Origin of the sequence: Ferruginivarius sediminum, from assembly GCF_003344765.1 — a bacterium.
In the GTDB taxonomy this organism is placed as follows: domain Bacteria; phylum Pseudomonadota; class Alphaproteobacteria; order Kiloniellales; family Rhodovibrionaceae; genus Ferruginivarius; species Ferruginivarius sediminum.
Map to the genome: position 1 here is coordinate 1 of NZ_QPMH01000027.1, position 15,673 is coordinate 15,673.

Annotated in this window: 14 protein-coding genes; 6 read left to right on the plus strand and 8 right to left on the minus strand. The window is 66.0% G+C overall.

The window, feature by feature from the left end:
* Positions 1 to 280: 280 nt before the first annotated feature.
* The 6 genes from cofH to DRB17_RS18035 are packed head-to-tail and all read right to left on the minus strand — an operon-like array spanning position 281 to position 6,771.
* Entirely contained in the window at positions 281 to 2,713 is a 2,433-nt protein-coding gene (cofH, locus tag DRB17_RS18010) for a 5-amino-6-(D-ribitylamino)uracil--L-tyrosine 4-hydroxyphenyl transferase CofH (protein WP_114583624.1), read from the minus strand.
* Positions 2,710 to 3,438: a 2-phospho-L-lactate guanylyltransferase gene (gene cofC, locus DRB17_RS18015; RefSeq protein ID WP_114583625.1), complete on the minus strand. Its 729-nt coding sequence runs from the start codon at positions 3,436 to 3,438 to the stop codon at positions 2,710 to 2,712. The genes cofH and cofC overlap by 4 nt, the downstream gene beginning before the upstream one ends.
* The gene (gene cofD / locus DRB17_RS18020; RefSeq protein WP_114583626.1) at positions 3,435 to 4,448 is read right to left on the minus strand and encodes a 2-phospho-L-lactate transferase; all 1,014 of its coding nucleotides are present in this window, start codon (positions 4,446 to 4,448) and stop codon (positions 3,435 to 3,437) included. Before cofD ends, cofC begins: the two co-directional genes overlap by 4 nt.
* Positions 4,445 to 5,233: a coenzyme F420-0:L-glutamate ligase gene (gene cofE / locus DRB17_RS18025; RefSeq protein WP_114583627.1), complete on the minus strand. Its 789-nt coding sequence runs from the start codon at positions 5,231 to 5,233 to the stop codon at positions 4,445 to 4,447. Before cofE ends, cofD begins: the two co-directional genes overlap by 4 nt.
* The gene (npdG, locus tag DRB17_RS18030) at positions 5,220 to 5,927 is read right to left on the minus strand and encodes an NADPH-dependent F420 reductase (RefSeq protein WP_114583628.1); all 708 of its coding nucleotides are present in this window, start codon (positions 5,925 to 5,927) and stop codon (positions 5,220 to 5,222) included. The genes cofE and npdG overlap by 14 nt, the downstream gene beginning before the upstream one ends.
* A 49-nt stretch (positions 5,928 to 5,976) precedes the next feature.
* Positions 5,977 to 6,771: a LamB/YcsF family protein gene (locus DRB17_RS18035; protein ID WP_114583629.1), complete on the minus strand. Its 795-nt coding sequence runs from the start codon at positions 6,769 to 6,771 to the stop codon at positions 5,977 to 5,979.
* 162 nt (positions 6,772 to 6,933) lie between these two features.
* Between DRB17_RS18035 and pxpB the strand changes: the two genes are divergently transcribed.
* The 6 genes from pxpB (at position 6,934) to DRB17_RS20915 (ending at position 14,123) form a co-directional block, all read left to right on the plus strand.
* Positions 6,934 to 7,653, plus strand: a complete 720-nt coding sequence (gene pxpB, locus DRB17_RS18040) for a 5-oxoprolinase subunit PxpB (protein ID WP_206607940.1) — start codon at positions 6,934 to 6,936, stop codon at positions 7,651 to 7,653.
* Entirely contained in the window at positions 7,650 to 8,684 is a 1,035-nt protein-coding gene (locus DRB17_RS18045) for a 5-oxoprolinase subunit C family protein (protein ID WP_114583630.1), read from the plus strand. Before pxpB ends, DRB17_RS18045 begins: the two co-directional genes overlap by 4 nt.
* Before the next feature lie 170 nt (positions 8,685 to 8,854).
* A complete protein-coding gene (locus tag DRB17_RS18050; RefSeq protein WP_206607941.1) occupies positions 8,855 to 9,532 on the plus strand; it encodes a GntR family transcriptional regulator in 678 nt (225 codons plus the stop codon).
* 186 nt (positions 9,533 to 9,718) lie between these two features.
* The gene (locus DRB17_RS18055; protein ID WP_193725753.1) at positions 9,719 to 12,070 is read left to right on the plus strand and encodes a xanthine dehydrogenase family protein molybdopterin-binding subunit; all 2,352 of its coding nucleotides are present in this window, start codon (positions 9,719 to 9,721) and stop codon (positions 12,068 to 12,070) included.
* Positions 12,067 to 12,903, plus strand: a complete 837-nt coding sequence (locus tag DRB17_RS18060; RefSeq protein WP_114583632.1) for an FAD binding domain-containing protein — start codon at positions 12,067 to 12,069, stop codon at positions 12,901 to 12,903. The genes DRB17_RS18055 and DRB17_RS18060 overlap by 4 nt, the downstream gene beginning before the upstream one ends.
* Entirely contained in the window at positions 12,900 to 14,123 is a 1,224-nt protein-coding gene (locus DRB17_RS20915) for a xanthine dehydrogenase family Fe-S subunit (protein WP_114583633.1), read from the plus strand. The genes DRB17_RS18060 and DRB17_RS20915 overlap by 4 nt, the downstream gene beginning before the upstream one ends.
* Before the next feature lie 64 nt (positions 14,124 to 14,187).
* On the opposite strand, the gene DRB17_RS18070 is transcribed toward DRB17_RS20915, so the two are convergent.
* Both DRB17_RS18070 and DRB17_RS18075 read right to left on the minus strand, forming a co-directional pair.
* Positions 14,188 to 14,892, minus strand: coding sequence for an ABC transporter ATP-binding protein (locus DRB17_RS18070; protein ID WP_114583634.1), 705 nt, complete (start codon positions 14,890 to 14,892; stop codon positions 14,188 to 14,190).
* Complete coding sequence (locus DRB17_RS18075) at positions 14,879 to 15,673, minus strand: ABC transporter ATP-binding protein (RefSeq protein WP_114583635.1); 795 nt, start codon at positions 15,671 to 15,673, stop codon at positions 14,879 to 14,881. The genes DRB17_RS18070 and DRB17_RS18075 overlap by 14 nt, the downstream gene beginning before the upstream one ends.

The following is a 15,673-nucleotide window of genomic DNA, read 5'->3' on the forward strand; positions in this document are numbered from 1 at the left end:
ACTGAAACGCCTCGGCAAAGCTCAACTGACCCGTCCGCTTCAACGCCATTCCAACCTCACTGCGCCAACCACAAGCAGGGAATCACACCTCGCCCATTTCGCAAAGGTCCCCCGTGTCGGGGGAGAAGGACAGGATGAGGGGGTAGCCGCGAAGTCGAGGGGCTTGCCCCTCCGTTTAATTTTCGTTTTTATCAATATCTTAGTCGCTTCCCCGGTGGGGGAAGCTGTCCGAAGGACTGATGCGGCGATCCCGCAGCGAGCGGCTGCGGAGCCGATAGGCTTAGCCGAGCTGGCGCATCCTGCGTCGGGCGACCGGCGTGTTGATCCAGGCCTCCAACGGCCGCGCGCCATAGCCGGCCATTCGACGTTCCTCGGAGACCGGCGCGTAAAGCGTGGTGCGGTGCGCCGGCGTCCGTCCGACCGAGCGGATCAGCTCGTCCATGCGCTCGGGCGGCATTTCCTGGCCGTGCCGGGCGCCCGCCGAACTGGTGATGCTCTCGTTCATCAGCGTCCCGCCGAGATCGTTGGCCCCCGCCTGCAGGCAGGTCCGCACCCCTTCGGGCCCCATCTTGACCCAGGACACTTGGATGTTCGCGATCAGCGGGTGAAGCGCCAGCCTTCCCACCGCGTGCATCAGGACGCATTCACGGAACGTCGGACCGCGCCGCGCCCGACCTTTCAGGTAGAGCGGCGCCTCCATGGCCACGAAAGGCAGCGGCACGAACTCGGTGAAGCCTCCGGTCCGTGCCTGAAGGTCGCGGAGGCGGAGCAGATGGCGGGCCCAGTTATGATAGCCGTCGACGTGCCCGAACATGATGGTCGAGGTGGTTTTCAGGCCAAGCCCATGCGCGGCCTCCATGCCCTCTATCCACGCGTCCGTGCCGATCTTGTCGGGACACAGCACCTGGCGCACTTCGTCGTCCAGGACTTCCGCCGCCGTGCCCGGCAGGCTGCCAAGTCCGGCTTCGACGAGGCGCTCCAGGAGTTCGGAAACGCTCTGGTTGAGTGTCCGCGCGCCCTGCCACACCTCAAGCGGGGAGAAAGCGTGGATATGCATCTCCGGTACCGCCTGTTTCACGGCGCGGCAGATGTCGATGTAGGTTTCGCCGGTATAGCGTGGATGGATGCCGCCCTGCATGCAGACCTCGGTGGCGCCGCGCTCCCAGGCCTCCACCGTCCGGCGCTGGATCTCCTCCAACGTTACCTGATACGGCTCGCCACGCAGGTGTTCGTTCTGCTTACCCTTGGAAAACGCGCAGAACTGGCAGCCGAAGTAGCAGACGTTGGTGTAGTTGATGTTCCGGTTGACCACGTAGGTCACGTGTTCGCCGCAGGTCTCATGGCGCAGTGAATCGGCCGCGGCGCACACCCGCGCGAACTCCGGCCCGCGCGCTTCGAACAGACGGGCGATCTCCGCCTCGTCAAGGCGTTCTCCATCACGGGCGCGCCCGAGAATGCGGCCGACCTCGTCGCCGCCGGAGCGGGTCATCACCGGGACGGCCGGCACGGGCTGGGTCGGCGGCGGCGCGTCCGCGCCGGGTGTCCAATCGTCGATCCGGGGAAAGCCCTGCCCGTCCACCATGCGCAGCACTTGCGTGCGCAGGGCCGGATCGACCCAGCGGTCGAGGTTCCGGGCATACGCCGGATAAAGGGCACACCGCTCGGTCAGGATCTTGCCGTTCGCCGCGGTGCGGCGCGCCAGGTCGTCCAGGTGCGGCCACGGCGCCTCCGGGTTGACGTGGTCGGGCGTCACCGGCGACACGCCGCCCCAGTCGTTGATGCCCGCCTCCAACAGGACCGACAATCCATCGGGACTGAGATTCGGCGGCGCCTGGATATTGGCCTCGGAACCAAGCGCGATGCGCGTCATCGCCAGCGTCCAGACCAGTTCATCGGTCGCCGGCTCGGGCGCGTCGCTCATCCGCGTGCCCGGCTTCGCGCGGAACGGCTGGATGATGATCTCCTGCAAGTGGCCATGGCGCTCGTGGAGCCTTCGCAGTTCCAGGATCGCGTCCAGGCGCTCGGCCCGCGTCTCGCCGATCCCGATCAGCAGGCCCGAGGTGAAGGGGACGGCGGCCTCGCCTGCATTGCGCAGGGTCTCCAGCCGTGGCGCCGGATGCTTGTCGGGAGAGCCGAAATGCGGGCCGCCGCGCTGGGACAGGCGTTCCGATACGGTCTCGATCATGATGCCCTGGGACACGCTCACCTGCCGCAGGGCGGCCACGTCCGAGGCCGTCAGCACGCCGGGATTGAGGTGCGGCAACAAGCCTGTCTCGGCCAGCACCAGCGCGGACATCGCCCGCAGGTAATCGAGCGTCGTCTCGTACCCAAGCCGGGCAAGCTCTTCCCGCACGACGCGGTAGCGAAGCTCGGGCTTGTCGCCCAGGGTGAACAGCGCCTCCTTGCAGCCGGCCGCCACACCCTGGCGGGCGATTTCCAGGATCTCGTCGGGGGTGAGGAAGGCCCGCTCGCCCTTGCGCGGCGGATGCGCGAACGTGCAGTAGTGGCAGACGTCGCGGCACAGCTTGGTCAGGGGAATGAAGACCTTGCGCGAGTACGAAACGACATCGCCGTGCCCGGCGTCGCGTAGCGCGCTTGCCGTTTCGGTCAGGTCGCGAAGATTCGCCTGGGCGGCGAGACGCCGGACGGCCTCGTCGTCCAGTCGGTGGTCCGCGCGGGCCTGATCCAGCGATGCACCTATCGTAATCGTCATGCCTCTTTGCCCCATGTTGTCGTTTGACCGGCGCCGAGCGAAGGCGCCACCTCGCCGTTGCTGCCGCTTTCGATTCCGGCGCGATAATGCTCGATCCAGCGGGCCGTGTTCCGCCCGCACGCCCCGCGCGTAAGTGCCAGCAGGTCTTCCGGCGTATCCACATCGCATGCGAATGCCGGCGAGTGGATTTCCTGGGGTGTAAGCCCCCGCGCCCATGCGGCTTCGATGTGCGCGGCAAAACTGCCGGTCCCGAAGCGGGGCTGGATGGCCGAGGGCGGACGACAGGCAAGCATGTTCGTTCCCCGCCCCCGCCGGTCCCGGAGGATCGCCACGTCCGCCGTGATTTCCGCCAGAACCCGCTCCACCGCCGCGACGCTTACCGCCGGAAGATCGGCCGGGATGACGACTGTACGCGCCGCACCGGAAGCCTCCAGAACCCTCGCGGCATGGGCAACGGCCGCGTTCATGCCGGATACGCTCTCCTCGCCCAGCCATGTCGCGCCGTAGGCGTCGCACACGGGCCTCAGGCGCTCGTCGGGCGTGACGACGGCAACGCCTCGAATACCGCGGACCGGGGTGGCCGCTTCCAGGACATCGCGAAGCATCGCAAGCGCCAATTCCCGTCGGGCATGCGCCGGGAGAACCGGGGCAAGCCGTTGCTTCGCGGATTCGAGCCGCTTGACCGGAATGACGATCCAGGTTGCGTTGCCGGAGGCTTCGATCATTGCGCCACGCCTCCGTTACCGGAGCGGCTTCGGGCGCTGGCTAACCGGTCGGCAAAGTCGAGGACGACGCGGGCCAGCATCTCGCGATCCGACAGATCCTGCATGACGGCGTCGGTCACCATGGCGCGCACGGGCAGCGAACCGGCGATTTCGAGATCGCGGTTATCGAGGACGAAGCCGTCTATAATGCCCGCATAGTACGCGGCCACGCTTGCGGCACTGGCGTCGACGCCCAATTCGCCCATGATCTTCGCCGTCGGCCCCTTTATTGCCCGCCCTCCGACAATCGGCGAGACCGCGATGACGGGGGCCGTCGCGTTCGCGAGCGCTTCGCGCACGCCTGGAAGCGAAAGAATGGGCGCTACGCTGAGATAGGGGTTGGAGGGGCAAATCACGACGGCGCGCAGATCCGGCGATGCAAGGGCGCGCATCAGCGCCGGGTTCGCCGTTGCCCGCTCGGCCCCCTCGTATGACAGCCCCCGCACCGCCGGCCCGCACTTCAGGCCGACGAAGTACCGCTGGAAGGCAAGCGTGCCCTCGTCGGTTTCGACCCGGGTGCGGACAGGATCGTCCGACATTGGCAGGATCCGTGCCGCGATGCCGAACTTCCGGGCGAAGTCCGCGACGATTTCCGACAGCGTTTCGCCCGCCCTCAGACGCCAGGTCCGCTCGACGTGCGTCGCCAGGTCGCGGTCACCCAGGTTGAACCATGTCTCGCCGCCAAGCTGGGCCAGCGCGTCCATGAAGGACCAGGTCTCGTCGCGGCGGCCCCAGCCCGTCTCTGGATTGGCCAGATCGGCAAGGGTGTAAAGAACGGTATCGACGTCGGGAGAAATGTGCAGGCCGAGGTGCTCGAAATCGTCGCCGGTATTGGCCACGATCATCAAGCGCTCGCCTTCCAGTATGTGCGACAGGCCAAGCGCGAGCTTCGCGCCGCCCACACCGCCGCAAAGCGCGACCACCTCGGGATCGCGCGTCGGCCCGCCATCACTTGGCACCTGCGTGTTCATAGGCTTCCCCGGCGGAAAAGGTCCTCCTCGGGCGGCCGGACCAAGGTCGCCGCGCCGCCACCGGCGTCATCGCGCGGCCAGGAAAGGCCGCGAACGACAACCACCGGAACGCCCTCGTCCGCCTCTCCCATGACCAAGGCGGCGGCGGAGGCGATCTCGTCGCCCACGGCGATCTGCGTCACCTCCAGTTCGCGGCCGTAAAGATCGCACTCGCCGATGCAATCGCGCAGTGCCGGCAGACCCGCCGCGCCGAGGGCGACCCCGGTAACACCCAGTCGCCAGGGCCGGCCGAAGCTGTCGGACATCACGACGCCGATCCGCGCCCCGAACTTCTCCACCAGTTGCGCCCGCAAGAACGCACAGGAATTGTCCGGATTTTCCGGCAGAAGCAGGACGCGCTCATGTTCAGGGTTCGAAGTCACGTTCGAGCGGTCGATGCCGGCATTCGCCATGACATACCCCAGACGATGGGCAACGATGACGACGCCGGGCCGCTTGGCGACGACCTCGACGGACTCGCGCAGGATCAACTCGACCACGCGCGGGTCCTTGTTCACCTCCGCGGCCAGGGTCCGCGCCTCGGCCGAGGGCGTCACGGCCGCCAGGTCGACGAAGCGTCCCTCGGCCTTGGAAACGATCTTCTGCGCGACGACGAGGACGTCGCCGTCGATAAGCCCGACCCCCTGGCGATCCAGGCAACCTGCGATGATCGAGGCGAGATCGTCGCCCGCCGCTATGGGCGGCACGTCGGCCACGCCCGTCAGCGTGACCTCACGGGCGCGCATCGGCCGCCTGCGGCGAACCGACCGGCGCGTTTTCCAGATTGCCGGTTATGCGGATTCCCGCGCCGTCGGTCTTGTACAGCCGGTTGATGGTGATGAGGACGGAGGTCAACGCCTCGGCAGCGGTGGAATTTGCCAGCGGACCGGCATGAACGCCGCGCAGCCCCAGTGGCGCGATCAGGTCGACGACAACTTGCCGCGCCTCCTTCTTGTCGCCGCAAACCAGGACATCGCAGTTGACCGGCTCGTGGCCGTCCAGCTTGTGCGCCGACACGTTCTGGAAAGCCGACACCACCCGGACGTTCTCGCCCAGCGCCTCCTGCGCCATGCAGGCTGCCGAGTCGGACTCGGGCAACTGGACCCGGCCGACCTTGGGCGGGACCAGGGGCGCCGTCGCATCGACGACGATCTTGCCCTGAACCGCCTCGCGGATCTCGGCCAGGATGCCTTCGTGATGGGCGAAGGGCACGGTCAATACGACGATATCGCCCGCGCCCGCGGCCTCGCCGTTGGCCATGCCGCGCACCGCGTGCGGAAAGCCGCCGGCATTCATCTCCTCGGCCGCCTGAACCGCCTTCTCGGCCTTCCTCGAACCCAGGACGACGGGATACCCCGCCGCCGCCCAGCGCCGCGCCAGGCCGGAGCCCAGCGCCCCGGTGCCGCCAATAACCGCGATCGTCTGCTTTTTCTGTTCCATTCCGCCTACCTTGCCAATGGCACCGATCCCGATGTCCCGAAGAACTCTATCAGGCGCCGCCAACTGCGGCATCGGCACGCTTGAGGTTCATTTCCGTGAGCGGCACGACGGCAATTCCCGCCGCCTCCAGCCCATCCCTCGCGGCCTTCGCGACGGCCACGGCCGTGGGCTCGTCGCCGTGAATGCAGATCGATTCCGCCTGCACCTTCACGCTCTCGCCGGTGCGCGCGGTGATTTCGCCGTCGCGCACCATGCGCACGACCTGGTCGGCAGCCTCTTGCGGATCGGTAATAACGGCGCCGGGGATCTTGCGTGAGGTCAGGTTCCCGTCGGCCTCGTAGCGCCGGTCGGCGAACCCCTCCCGGGCAATTGTCAGACCGAGATCCTTGGCGGCCCGCTCCATCTCCGAGCCGGACAGCGCCACGTAGATGAGGCCGGGATCGACCGTCAGGATGGCCCGCCCGATTGCGTGGGCCAGGTCGTAATCCTCGGCCGCCATGTTGTTGAGAGCGCCGTGCGGCTTGACATGCGTGACCTCGGTCTCGGCATACCGCGCCATGCCGCGAAGCGCGCCGATCTGATAGGCCACCATCGCCTCCAGGTCATCCGGCTTGATGTCGAGCCGGCGACGCCCGAACCCCCAGAAATCGTTCAAGCCGGGGTGCGCGCCGATGCTGACCCCTGCCTGCTTCGCCTCCACGACCAGACGCCGCATCGTGATCGGGTCGCCGGCGTGAAACCCGCATGCTATGTTGGCCGAGCGAATCACATGCAGCAGTTCATCGTCGTTGCCGATCTGATAGACGCCGAAGCCTTCGCCCATATCGGCGTTAAGATTGACCATATTTCCCACGGCCTTGCCCCTACTATTTCCGGGTTTCCGGGTCGGCTCGCCAGCTCCGACGGCGCGAGCCTCCAAATTCATATTAATATTAGTACCATAATACGATATAGTGGGCCGTGCAACCGCCGAAGGGCCCTTGAACCAACCGGAAGCGCAAAACCCTTGGTTACCTTTCTTCCGGCCGGTGATACCGGCCTCGTGGTCGAGTTCGGAGATGCGATCGACCCCACGATAAACGAACAGGTGATGGATCTCGACGCGGCCATACGCGCCGAGCCGCCGGAGGGTGTGGTGGAGACGGTGCCGACGTTTCGTTCGGTGCTGATCCACTTCGACCCGTTGCGCACGTCCGCCGAAAGCCTGAGCGAATCAGTACGCGCACTGATCGGCTCCCGCTCCGCGCGCACGATGAAATCGCGCCACTGGAAGGTGCCGGTCTGCTACGAGGCGGAGCACGCCCCCGACCTGCACGACGTCGCCGAGCGCTCTGGGCTTACACCGGACGACGTCGTCGCCATGCATAGCGGCCGGGCGTACCGCGTCTACATGATCGGCTTCGTTCCCGGCTATCCCTACATGGGCGATCTTGACGAGCGGCTGGTGCTGCCGCGCCGGGAGGACCCGCGAACCCGGGTGCCGGTGGGCGCCGTGGCGATCGCGACCAGCCTCACGGCGATCTATCCGGTGGAGAGTCCGGGCGGGTGGCACCTGATCGGCGCGACGCCGATCCGCCTGTTCGACCCTGGCGACACGCCTCCGGCGCTCTTCTCTCCCGGCGACAAAGTCAGTTTCCAGCCGGTCGACAGCCGCCGGTTCGAGCGCATCCGCGACGAGGCCGCCAAGGGCATATACACGCCGGAATATCAGGAGATCGCTTCGTGACAAGCTTGCTTCGCGTCGCCACGGGAGGAACACAGACGACCCTGCAGGATCTCGGCCGTTTCGGTTACCAGCGCTTTGGCCTGCCTGTCGCCGGCGCCCTCGATCCGTTCAGCCTCCGGCTTGCAAACGCACTGGTGGGTAACGATCCGGCCGCGGCCGCCATCGAGATCCTGGGCCATGGACCGACGTTCGAAGTCGACGCCGAATCCGTTCGCGTCGCTTTCACCGGAAGTCATGCCGGCTTCGAGGTGAACGGCGAGGAAGCAACCATCGTCCCCAGCTATCGCAGTCACACGGTCTATCGCGGCGAACGTCTGGCCGTGCGCGCCATGCCGGATTCGCAGGTCGGGTACCTTGCGGTGGAGGGCGGCTTCGAGATCGAGCCCGTTCTGGGCAGCCTGTCGACTTATACCCGTGCGGGCATCGGCGGCTTCGGCGGGCGTGCCCTGCGCGGCGGCGACGCGCTTCCCCTGACCCTCCCACGGGCATCGGAGAGAACCGAGCGGAGGTTGGCCGCCCCCCCCTCCATCGGTCATGAATGTGCGATTCGTCTTATCCTGGGCCCGCAACACGAGGCGTTCACCCGCGAGGCCGTCGAAACGCTGCTGACTTCGACCTTCACGGTCTCGCGCGACGTGGACCGCATGGGAATGCGCCTGGACGGCCCCACGCTTGAGCACAGCGGGGGCTTCAACCTGGTCTCCGACGGGATAGCCACGGGCTGCATACAGGTCCCCGGCTCGGGCCAGCCCATCGTGCTTCTGGCGGATCATCAGACCACGGGCGGCTACCCGAAAATCGGCAGCGTGATTTCCGCGGATATCCCGCTCCTGGGCCGCCGGCGTCCGGGAGACAATATCCGGTTCAAGGAAGTTTCGGTTCCGCAGGCGGAAGCGGCGCGCCGATCTGCGGAACGGGACATCCTTCAGGCCATCAAGAGTATCGCCGACGCACCACCACTCAGAGGTATCGACCTGGATTGCCTATACAATCGAAACCTGATAAGTGGAGTTATCGACGCTTGGGACTAGACAGCGCAGTGCGCTAAACCATTTTTCAAGATATCCGGCAGTTGATGGGATGGTCGAGCTTGCGCGGCACACTCTCGCGCTCAGCAAATAGGTTGGAACGATAGGCAGACCGAATGAGTGACGAACTCGCCACGACTTACAAGAGAAGCCGCATGCCGCTTTATCTACAAGTGGCGGCGGTTCTGCGTCGGCGGATCGAGGAAGGCTATTGGCGTCCCGGCCAGAAAATCTCGACCCTGGAAGAGTTGGAGGAAGAGTTTCACGTCGCTCGGGTGACGGTTCGCCAAGCCGTCGATCTCCTGCAAAAAGAGGGCCTGGTCGACCGCCAGCAAGGTCGCGGCACCTTCGTCACCGACAAGAAGATCAACCGCCGATGGTTGCACTTGGCGACAAGCTGGTCGTCGCTGGTCTCCACCATTCGCAGCAACGTGCCGCACTTCATCGATCCGGCAGGCGCGCCCAATCGTCCGCGTCTTGCGTCGGGTGAAGGCCGGCCGGCTGAATCCTACGAATTCCTTCGCAGTCTGCAGTTTCAGGCAAAGACCCCTTACGCCATCGCCAACGTCTACGTGGCCAAGCAGATCTACGATCGCGCCGCCGATCGGTTTCGAAAGGAGACGGCGTTGTCCGTCGTTTCCACTCTCGACGACGTATCCATTGCACGGGCGCGCCAGACCTTGGTCCTGGACAGCGCCGATCCGGAAACCGCAAGGCTGCTTGAAATCCCGCTCAACGCCCCGATCGCAATTGCCCATTGCGTGGTGATCGACGACGAGGACATGGCTGTTTATGTCGGCGATATCGTTTATCGCGGCGATTGCGTGAAGCTCGACATCGATCTGCTTTAATAGACTCTTTCGCGAATAAGCCCCTCGGCAGTGGGGGCGCAGGGAAGCAGGTCGGCAGCGCCACCGTTCCCAAGCTTGCAGCCTTCGCTTAAAACTGTTTATCATACTAATCATAGTACTTTTAAACGGCGTGACCGCTGCGGCTATCGGCACATCCGTTTTGACCGACTCAAGGAGGCGGAGAACGTGGAACAGGGGGTTGGCGCACGACTGCTGCGCAAGGAGGATGACCGCTATCTCCGTGGACGGGGACAATACGTCGCTGACATCAAGTTGCCGGGAACCCGTGAAGTTGCATTCCTGCGTAGCCCGCTGGCTCACGCCCGCATTGGCGACATCGATATTCCCGAGGATTTCGCGAACCGGGTTTTCACGGCCAGGGACCTGAAAGGCGTAACCCCGATAAGGGCGGTGTCCGCGCTTCCGGGTTTCAAGCCGTCCGACCAGCCACCGCTTGCCGAGGGGAAAGTCCGACAGGTGGGCGAGCCCATCGCCATGTGCCTCGGCGACACTCGCGCGGAGGCGGAGGACGTGGCCGCGGCCGTCATGGTGGATTTCGAAGAGCTGCCGGCCGTTCACGACATGCTCCAGGCCCGCCGGCCCGGCGCCGCGCTGGTGCACGAGGAATGGGGCGACAACGTCTTTCTGGAAACCTTCGTCGATGACGATATCGACGCGGCGGCGGCCAAGGCAGCCGTGAAGGTGACGCGCGAATACCGCACCGCCCGGCAATGCATGGCCCCGATCGAGGGCCGCGCCGTGCTGGCGTACTGGGACAGCCGGATGGAGGTGCTGACGGTCTACACCTCGACCCAGATGCCCCATATCGTCCGGACAGGACTGTCGGAATGCCTTGGCCTGAGCGAGGAGAACATCCGGGTCATCCCGCCCGACGTGGGCGGCGGCTTCGGCTACAAGGGGATACTGCTGGCGGAGGAAGTGTGCCTTTGCTGGCTTGCGATGCAGACCGGCCACCCGGTGCGCTGGATCGAGGACCGGCGCGAGCACCTCACGGCCTCGGCGAACTGCCGGGAGCATCACTACCGGATCACGGCCTATGCCGACTCGAACGGCAAGCTCCTGGCCCTGGATGCCGAGGCGACCGTGGATTCCGGGGCATACTCCGCCTACCCCTTCTCCGCCTGCCTGGAGGCCGCGCAGGTCGCCAGCATCCTGCCCGGCCCCTACGACTTCGAGGCCTATCGCTGCCGCACTTACTCGGTGGCCACCAACAAGTGCCCGATCCTGCCCTTTCGCGGCGTGGCGCGCACCGGCGTGTGCTTCGCGATGGAACTGACGCTCGACGCCATCGCCCGGGAACTGGGGATCGAGCCCGCCGAGGTGCGCCTGGCCAACCTCGTCAAGCCCGGGCAGATGCCCTTCGACAACATTACGAAGAAGCATTTCGACAGCGGCGACTACCCCGAGGCCCTGCGCCGGGCCGTTGCGGCCGTGGACATCCCGGCGTGGCGGAAACGTCAGGCCGAAGGCGAGAAGGACGGCCGTCTGATCGGAATCGGCATGTCCATCTTTTGCGAGCAGGGCGCGCACGGTACCTCCGTCTACGCCGGCTGGGGCATTCCGATGGTTCCCGGCCACGAACAGGCAGGTGTACGGATGACGCCGGACGGCGGGCTGGAAATCCGCGTCGGCGTGCATTCGCACGGACAAAGCATGGAAACGACGCTGGCGCAGGTCGCGCACGAGGTTCTCGGCATCGACACCGCGCGCATCAAGATCGTGCATGGCGATACCGGCCTGACGCCCTACTCCACCGGCACCTGGGGCTCGCGCAGCATGGTCATGGCCGGCGGCGGCGTCGCCACGGCCTGCGAGCAGCTTGGCGATCGTATCAAGGCCATCGCCGCGCATCTCCTCCAGGCCAAGCCGGAGGATCTGCGAATCGCCGGCGGCCAGGTATTCTCCGGCGATAGCAGCATCGCGCTGAACGACATCGCGCGGCTGTGGTATCGCAAGCCGCAGGACCTGCCCCCGGATGTCGATACCAGCGGGCTTGAGGTGACGGCCGGCTACAAGCCGAAGCGGGATAGCGGCACCTTCAGCTATGCCGCCCACGCCGCGGTCATCGCGCTCGACCCCGAACTCGGCGACACCGAGATCCTCGATTACGTCATCGTCGAGGACGGCGGCGTCCTGGTGAACCCGATGGTGGTCGACGGCCAGGTTCATGGCGGCACGGTCCAGGGCATCGGCACCGCGCTTTATGAGGAGATGCCCTTCGACGAGTCGGGCCAGCCACTGGCGTCGACCTTGGCCGATTACATCCTGCCGGGCGCGGCGGAGATGCCGGACATCCGCATCGAGCACATGGAGACGCCGTCCCCCTATACGCGCTTTGGGGTCAAGGGCATCGGCGAAAGCGGCGCGATCGGACCGCCCGCCGCCATTGCCAACGCCATCAACGACGCCCTCAGGCCCCTCGGCGCGGAAGTTACCGACACGCCGATGACGCCGCGTCGCGTTCTGGAGGCAATCGCAAAAGCAAAAGGCACCGAGGGCGAAGGGGGACAGGCATGAAACCGGCACCCTTCGAATACGCGCGCGCCGGCAGCATCAAGGAAGCTTCCGAGCTGCTGGCGCGCGACGACATCACGGCCCGTATCCTGGCGGGCGGCCAGTCGCTGGGCCCGATGCTGAACCTCCGCCTCGCCCAGCCCGATCTGCTGGTCGATATCACCGGCATCCCGGACCTGGTCGCCGCCGAGCGGGATGGCGACTCGCTTTATCTTGGCGCGTGCGTCAGCCATGCCAATGTCGAGGATGGCCGCATCCCGGATGTGACGAATGGCGCGCTGGCCGAGGTCGCGCGCGGCATCGCCTATCGCGCGGTCCGCAATCGCGGAACGATCGGCGGCAGCCTCGCGCACTGCGATCCGGCGGCCGACTGGCCCTGCGTCCTGCCGGCGCTCGGCGCCCGCGCCGTCGTGCAGGGGGCGAACGACAAGCGCGAGGTCGCGGTCGAGGAGTTAATGCAGGCGCCATTCGAGCCGGGACTGGAGCCGGGCGAGATCCTGGCCGGCCTGCGCATTCCGGCAATGTCGCCCGATGCCCGCTGGGGCTACTACAAATACTGCCGCAAGACCGGCGAATTCGCCGAAGCCATCGCCGCGGTCGCATGGGACCCGGCACGGGGCTTCGCGCGGATCGTCATCGGCGCGCTCGATACCCTGCCGATCGTACTGGGCGACAACGAACGCCTGTTCGGCGACACCCCGGAACGCAAGCCCTTCGACACCTATAGGCCCGAGGAAGCGGATCGGATGCTTACCGACGCCGGCGTGCGCGATCCGCTGAAGCGGCAGGTTCACATGGTCGCCCTGCGTCGAGCCCTGGAGTTTGCCAGCGCATGAAAAAGATCTCGCTTACCGTCAACGGTCAGTCGGTGACCGCGGACATCCCCGCGCGCACCCAGCTTGCCGACTTCCTGCGCGACAACCAGCTTCTTACCGGCACCCACATAGGTTGCGAGCATGGCATCTGCGGTGCCTGCACGGTGATGATCGACGGCGCCCCCGCGCGCTCCTGCATCACTTATGCCGTCGCGTGCGAGGGCGCGGAGGTGACCACCGTCGAAGGGCTCGACGACGACCCCATCGCCGAAGAACTGCGCCGCGCTTTCCAGGAACAGCATGGCCTGCAGTGCGGTTATTGCACGCCGGGGATGATGGTGACCGCCCGCGACATCGTGCGGCGCTTTCCCGATGCCGACGAAACCCGTATCCGGCATGAATTGAGCGGCAACCTCTGCCGCTGTACCGGTTATGTCGGAATCGTGCGCGCGATCCGGCAGGTCATCGAGGCACGCCGGCGGAACGGGGCGAGCGACGGCTTCACCGCGCGTTCCGAACTGGGGCCGGTGGGCTCCGGGCATGCGGCAGCCAATGCGGCGGAAGCCGTCGCAAAGCCGGCCGAAGCGGTCAAACCCGTCGCGACCAAGGCCCGCAAATCCGCCGCGAGCGGGGACAAGGCGGCATCCGGCCCCCGGCCATTGAACGAGATGCAGCGCTCCCTGCGCATTTCAGGCCCGCGCGAGCAGGTCTGGGAGCAGTTCGAGGATATCGCCGCCCTGGCCCGTTGCATGCCCGGCGCCCACGTCAGCGAGATCGACGAGGCGGGTCGCATGATCGGCGTCATGCGGGTCAAGTTCGGCCCGATCTCTGCCGCGTTCGACGGCGAGGCGGACAACGAGCGCGTCGAGGACGCATACCGGGGCAAGCTTTTCGGGACTGGCCGCGACCAGCGGACCGGAACGCGTGTCACGGCCGAGGTCGACTACGCGCTGCACGAGGCCGACGGCGGCGGAGCGACCGACGTTGCCATCAGCGTGCGCTACGGGCTGTCGGGCGCGCTGGCCCAGTTTGCCCGAGGCGGCCTCGTCGAGGATTTCGCGGACCGGCTGGCGCAGCAGTTCGCGGGCAATCTGGAACGCATGCTAAGCGGCGAGCAACCCGCTACCGGCGATGGAGACGCCGGCAACGCGGGCAATGACGTCAATGCGGTATCGCTGGTTCTGGGCGTGCTGGGCGCGCGCCTGCGCCGCTTCTTCAATCGCCTGTTGGGCCGGGGATAAACCGGAAATCGGTCAGAGCTGACGGCGGTTCGGGACGGGGCGTCGGCCCCGTCCCTTTTTGTTGTCAGCCGCCGAGATAAGCCTCGCGAACATGCGGATTGTCGAGCATGTCCGAGCCGGTTCCGGTCAACACGACCTCTCCGGATTCAAGCAGGTACGACCTGTGGCACATGCCAAGCGCGCCGTAAGCGTTCTGTTCCACCATCAGCACCGTCGTGCCCTGCCGGCAGATTTCCGAGATGATGCCGAAGGTCTTTTGCACGATATTCGGCGCCAGTCCGAGCGACGGCTCGTCGAACAGGATCAACTTGGGCCGCGACATCAGCGCACGACCGATGGCCAGCATCTGCTGCTCGCCGCCGGAAAGCGTGCCGGCCGCCTGTTTCCGCCGTTCCTTGAGCACCGGAAACTGCTCGTAGACCCGCTCCATGTCCGAGTTGATGCCGTTGCCCGTCTGGCGCAGGTATGCGCCCATCTCCAGGTTCTCTTCGACGGTCATGTACGGGAAGACCCGCCGCCCTTCGGGACAGTGCGCGATGCCGCGCGCGATGATGTCGCGTGGCGGCGCCCCGGTGATGTCCTCGCCCTCGAAGACGATGCGGCCGTCGAGATCGCGCACCAGGCCGGACAGGGCACGCAGCGTCGTCGTCTTGCCGGCACCGTTCGCGCCGATGAGCGTGACCAGCTCGCCCTCCTTCACTTCGAGCGAGACGCCCTTGACCGCCGTGATCTTGTTGTACCGGCAACTCAAGCCTTCAATTGCCAACATGCTCTGCCCCCTCGCCCAGGTAGGCCTTGATGACCTCGGGGTTGTTCTGGATGCTCTCGGGCGAGCCTTCCGCGATGATGTGGCCGTCGTTCAGCACGACGATGCGGTCGGAAACACCCATCACCATGCGCATGTCGTGCTCGACCAGGAGCATGGTGATGTGACGCTCACGCATCTTGGCTAGCAGGTCCATGAAGCTGCTCGTCTCCGAGGGGTTCATGCCGGAGACCGGCTCGTCGAGGAGCAGTAGCGACGGCTCCGCCGCCAGCGCCACCGCCACTTCGAGAAGTCTTTGCTCGCCATAGGCCAGGGCGCCGCCAAGCGAGTTCGCCTGGCGGTCTAGGCCCACGAACTCAAGGATGTCCCACGCCTTCGCGCGCAGCTCTTCCTCTTCCCTGCGCACGCGTGGCAGGGATAGAAGGACCTCCCAGGCACTGCGCTGGCCGCGCCGGTGAAGGCCGATCAGGATGTTGTCGAACACGGTATTGGTGTCGAAAACGCTGGTCTTCTGGAACGTCCGCACCAAACCGAGATCGGCGATCTGGTGCGGCTTCAGCCCGTTCACCTGCCGCCCCTGATAAGTGACCGTGCCCTTGGTCGGTTGAAGGAAGCCGGTGACGACGTTGAACGCCGTCGTTTTTCCGGCCCCGTTCGGTCCGATCAGGCTGACGACCTCTCCCCGGTCGACGCTGAACGTCATGTCCGCAATCGCCACGAGACCGCCGAAATGAACCGCCACGTGATCGACCGAGAGCGCATTGGCGGATGTACTGTCACTCAT

Bases quoted from the DNA above. Each gene is read 5' to 3' on its own strand.
- cofH (WP_114583624.1), bottom strand. From the start codon at position 2,713: ATGACGATTACGATAGGTGCATCGCTGGATCAGGCCCGCGCGGACCAC.
- DRB17_RS18070 (WP_114583634.1), bottom strand. From the start codon at position 14,892: ATGTTGGCAATTGAAGGCTTGAGTTGCCGGTACAACAAGATCACGGCG.
- npdG (WP_114583628.1), bottom strand. From the start codon at position 5,927: ATGGAACAGAAAAAGCAGACGATCGCGGTTATTGGCGGCACCGGGGCG.
- DRB17_RS20915 (WP_114583633.1), top strand. From the start codon at position 12,900: ATGAAAAAGATCTCGCTTACCGTCAACGGTCAGTCGGTGACCGCGGAC.
- DRB17_RS18060 (WP_114583632.1), top strand. From the start codon at position 12,067: ATGAAACCGGCACCCTTCGAATACGCGCGCGCCGGCAGCATCAAGGAA.
- DRB17_RS18075 (WP_114583635.1), bottom strand. From the start codon at position 15,673: ATGAGTGACAGTACATCCGCCAATGCGCTCTCGGTCGATCACGTGGCG.
- DRB17_RS18035 (WP_114583629.1), bottom strand. From the start codon at position 6,771: ATGGTCAATCTTAACGCCGATATGGGCGAAGGCTTCGGCGTCTATCAG.
- cofE (WP_114583627.1), bottom strand. From the start codon at position 5,233: ATGCGCGCCCGTGAGGTCACGCTGACGGGCGTGGCCGACGTGCCGCCC.
- cofC (WP_114583625.1), bottom strand. From the start codon at position 3,438: ATGATCGAAGCCTCCGGCAACGCAACCTGGATCGTCATTCCGGTCAAG.
- cofD (WP_114583626.1), bottom strand. From the start codon at position 4,448: ATGAACACGCAGGTGCCAAGTGATGGCGGGCCGACGCGCGATCCCGAG.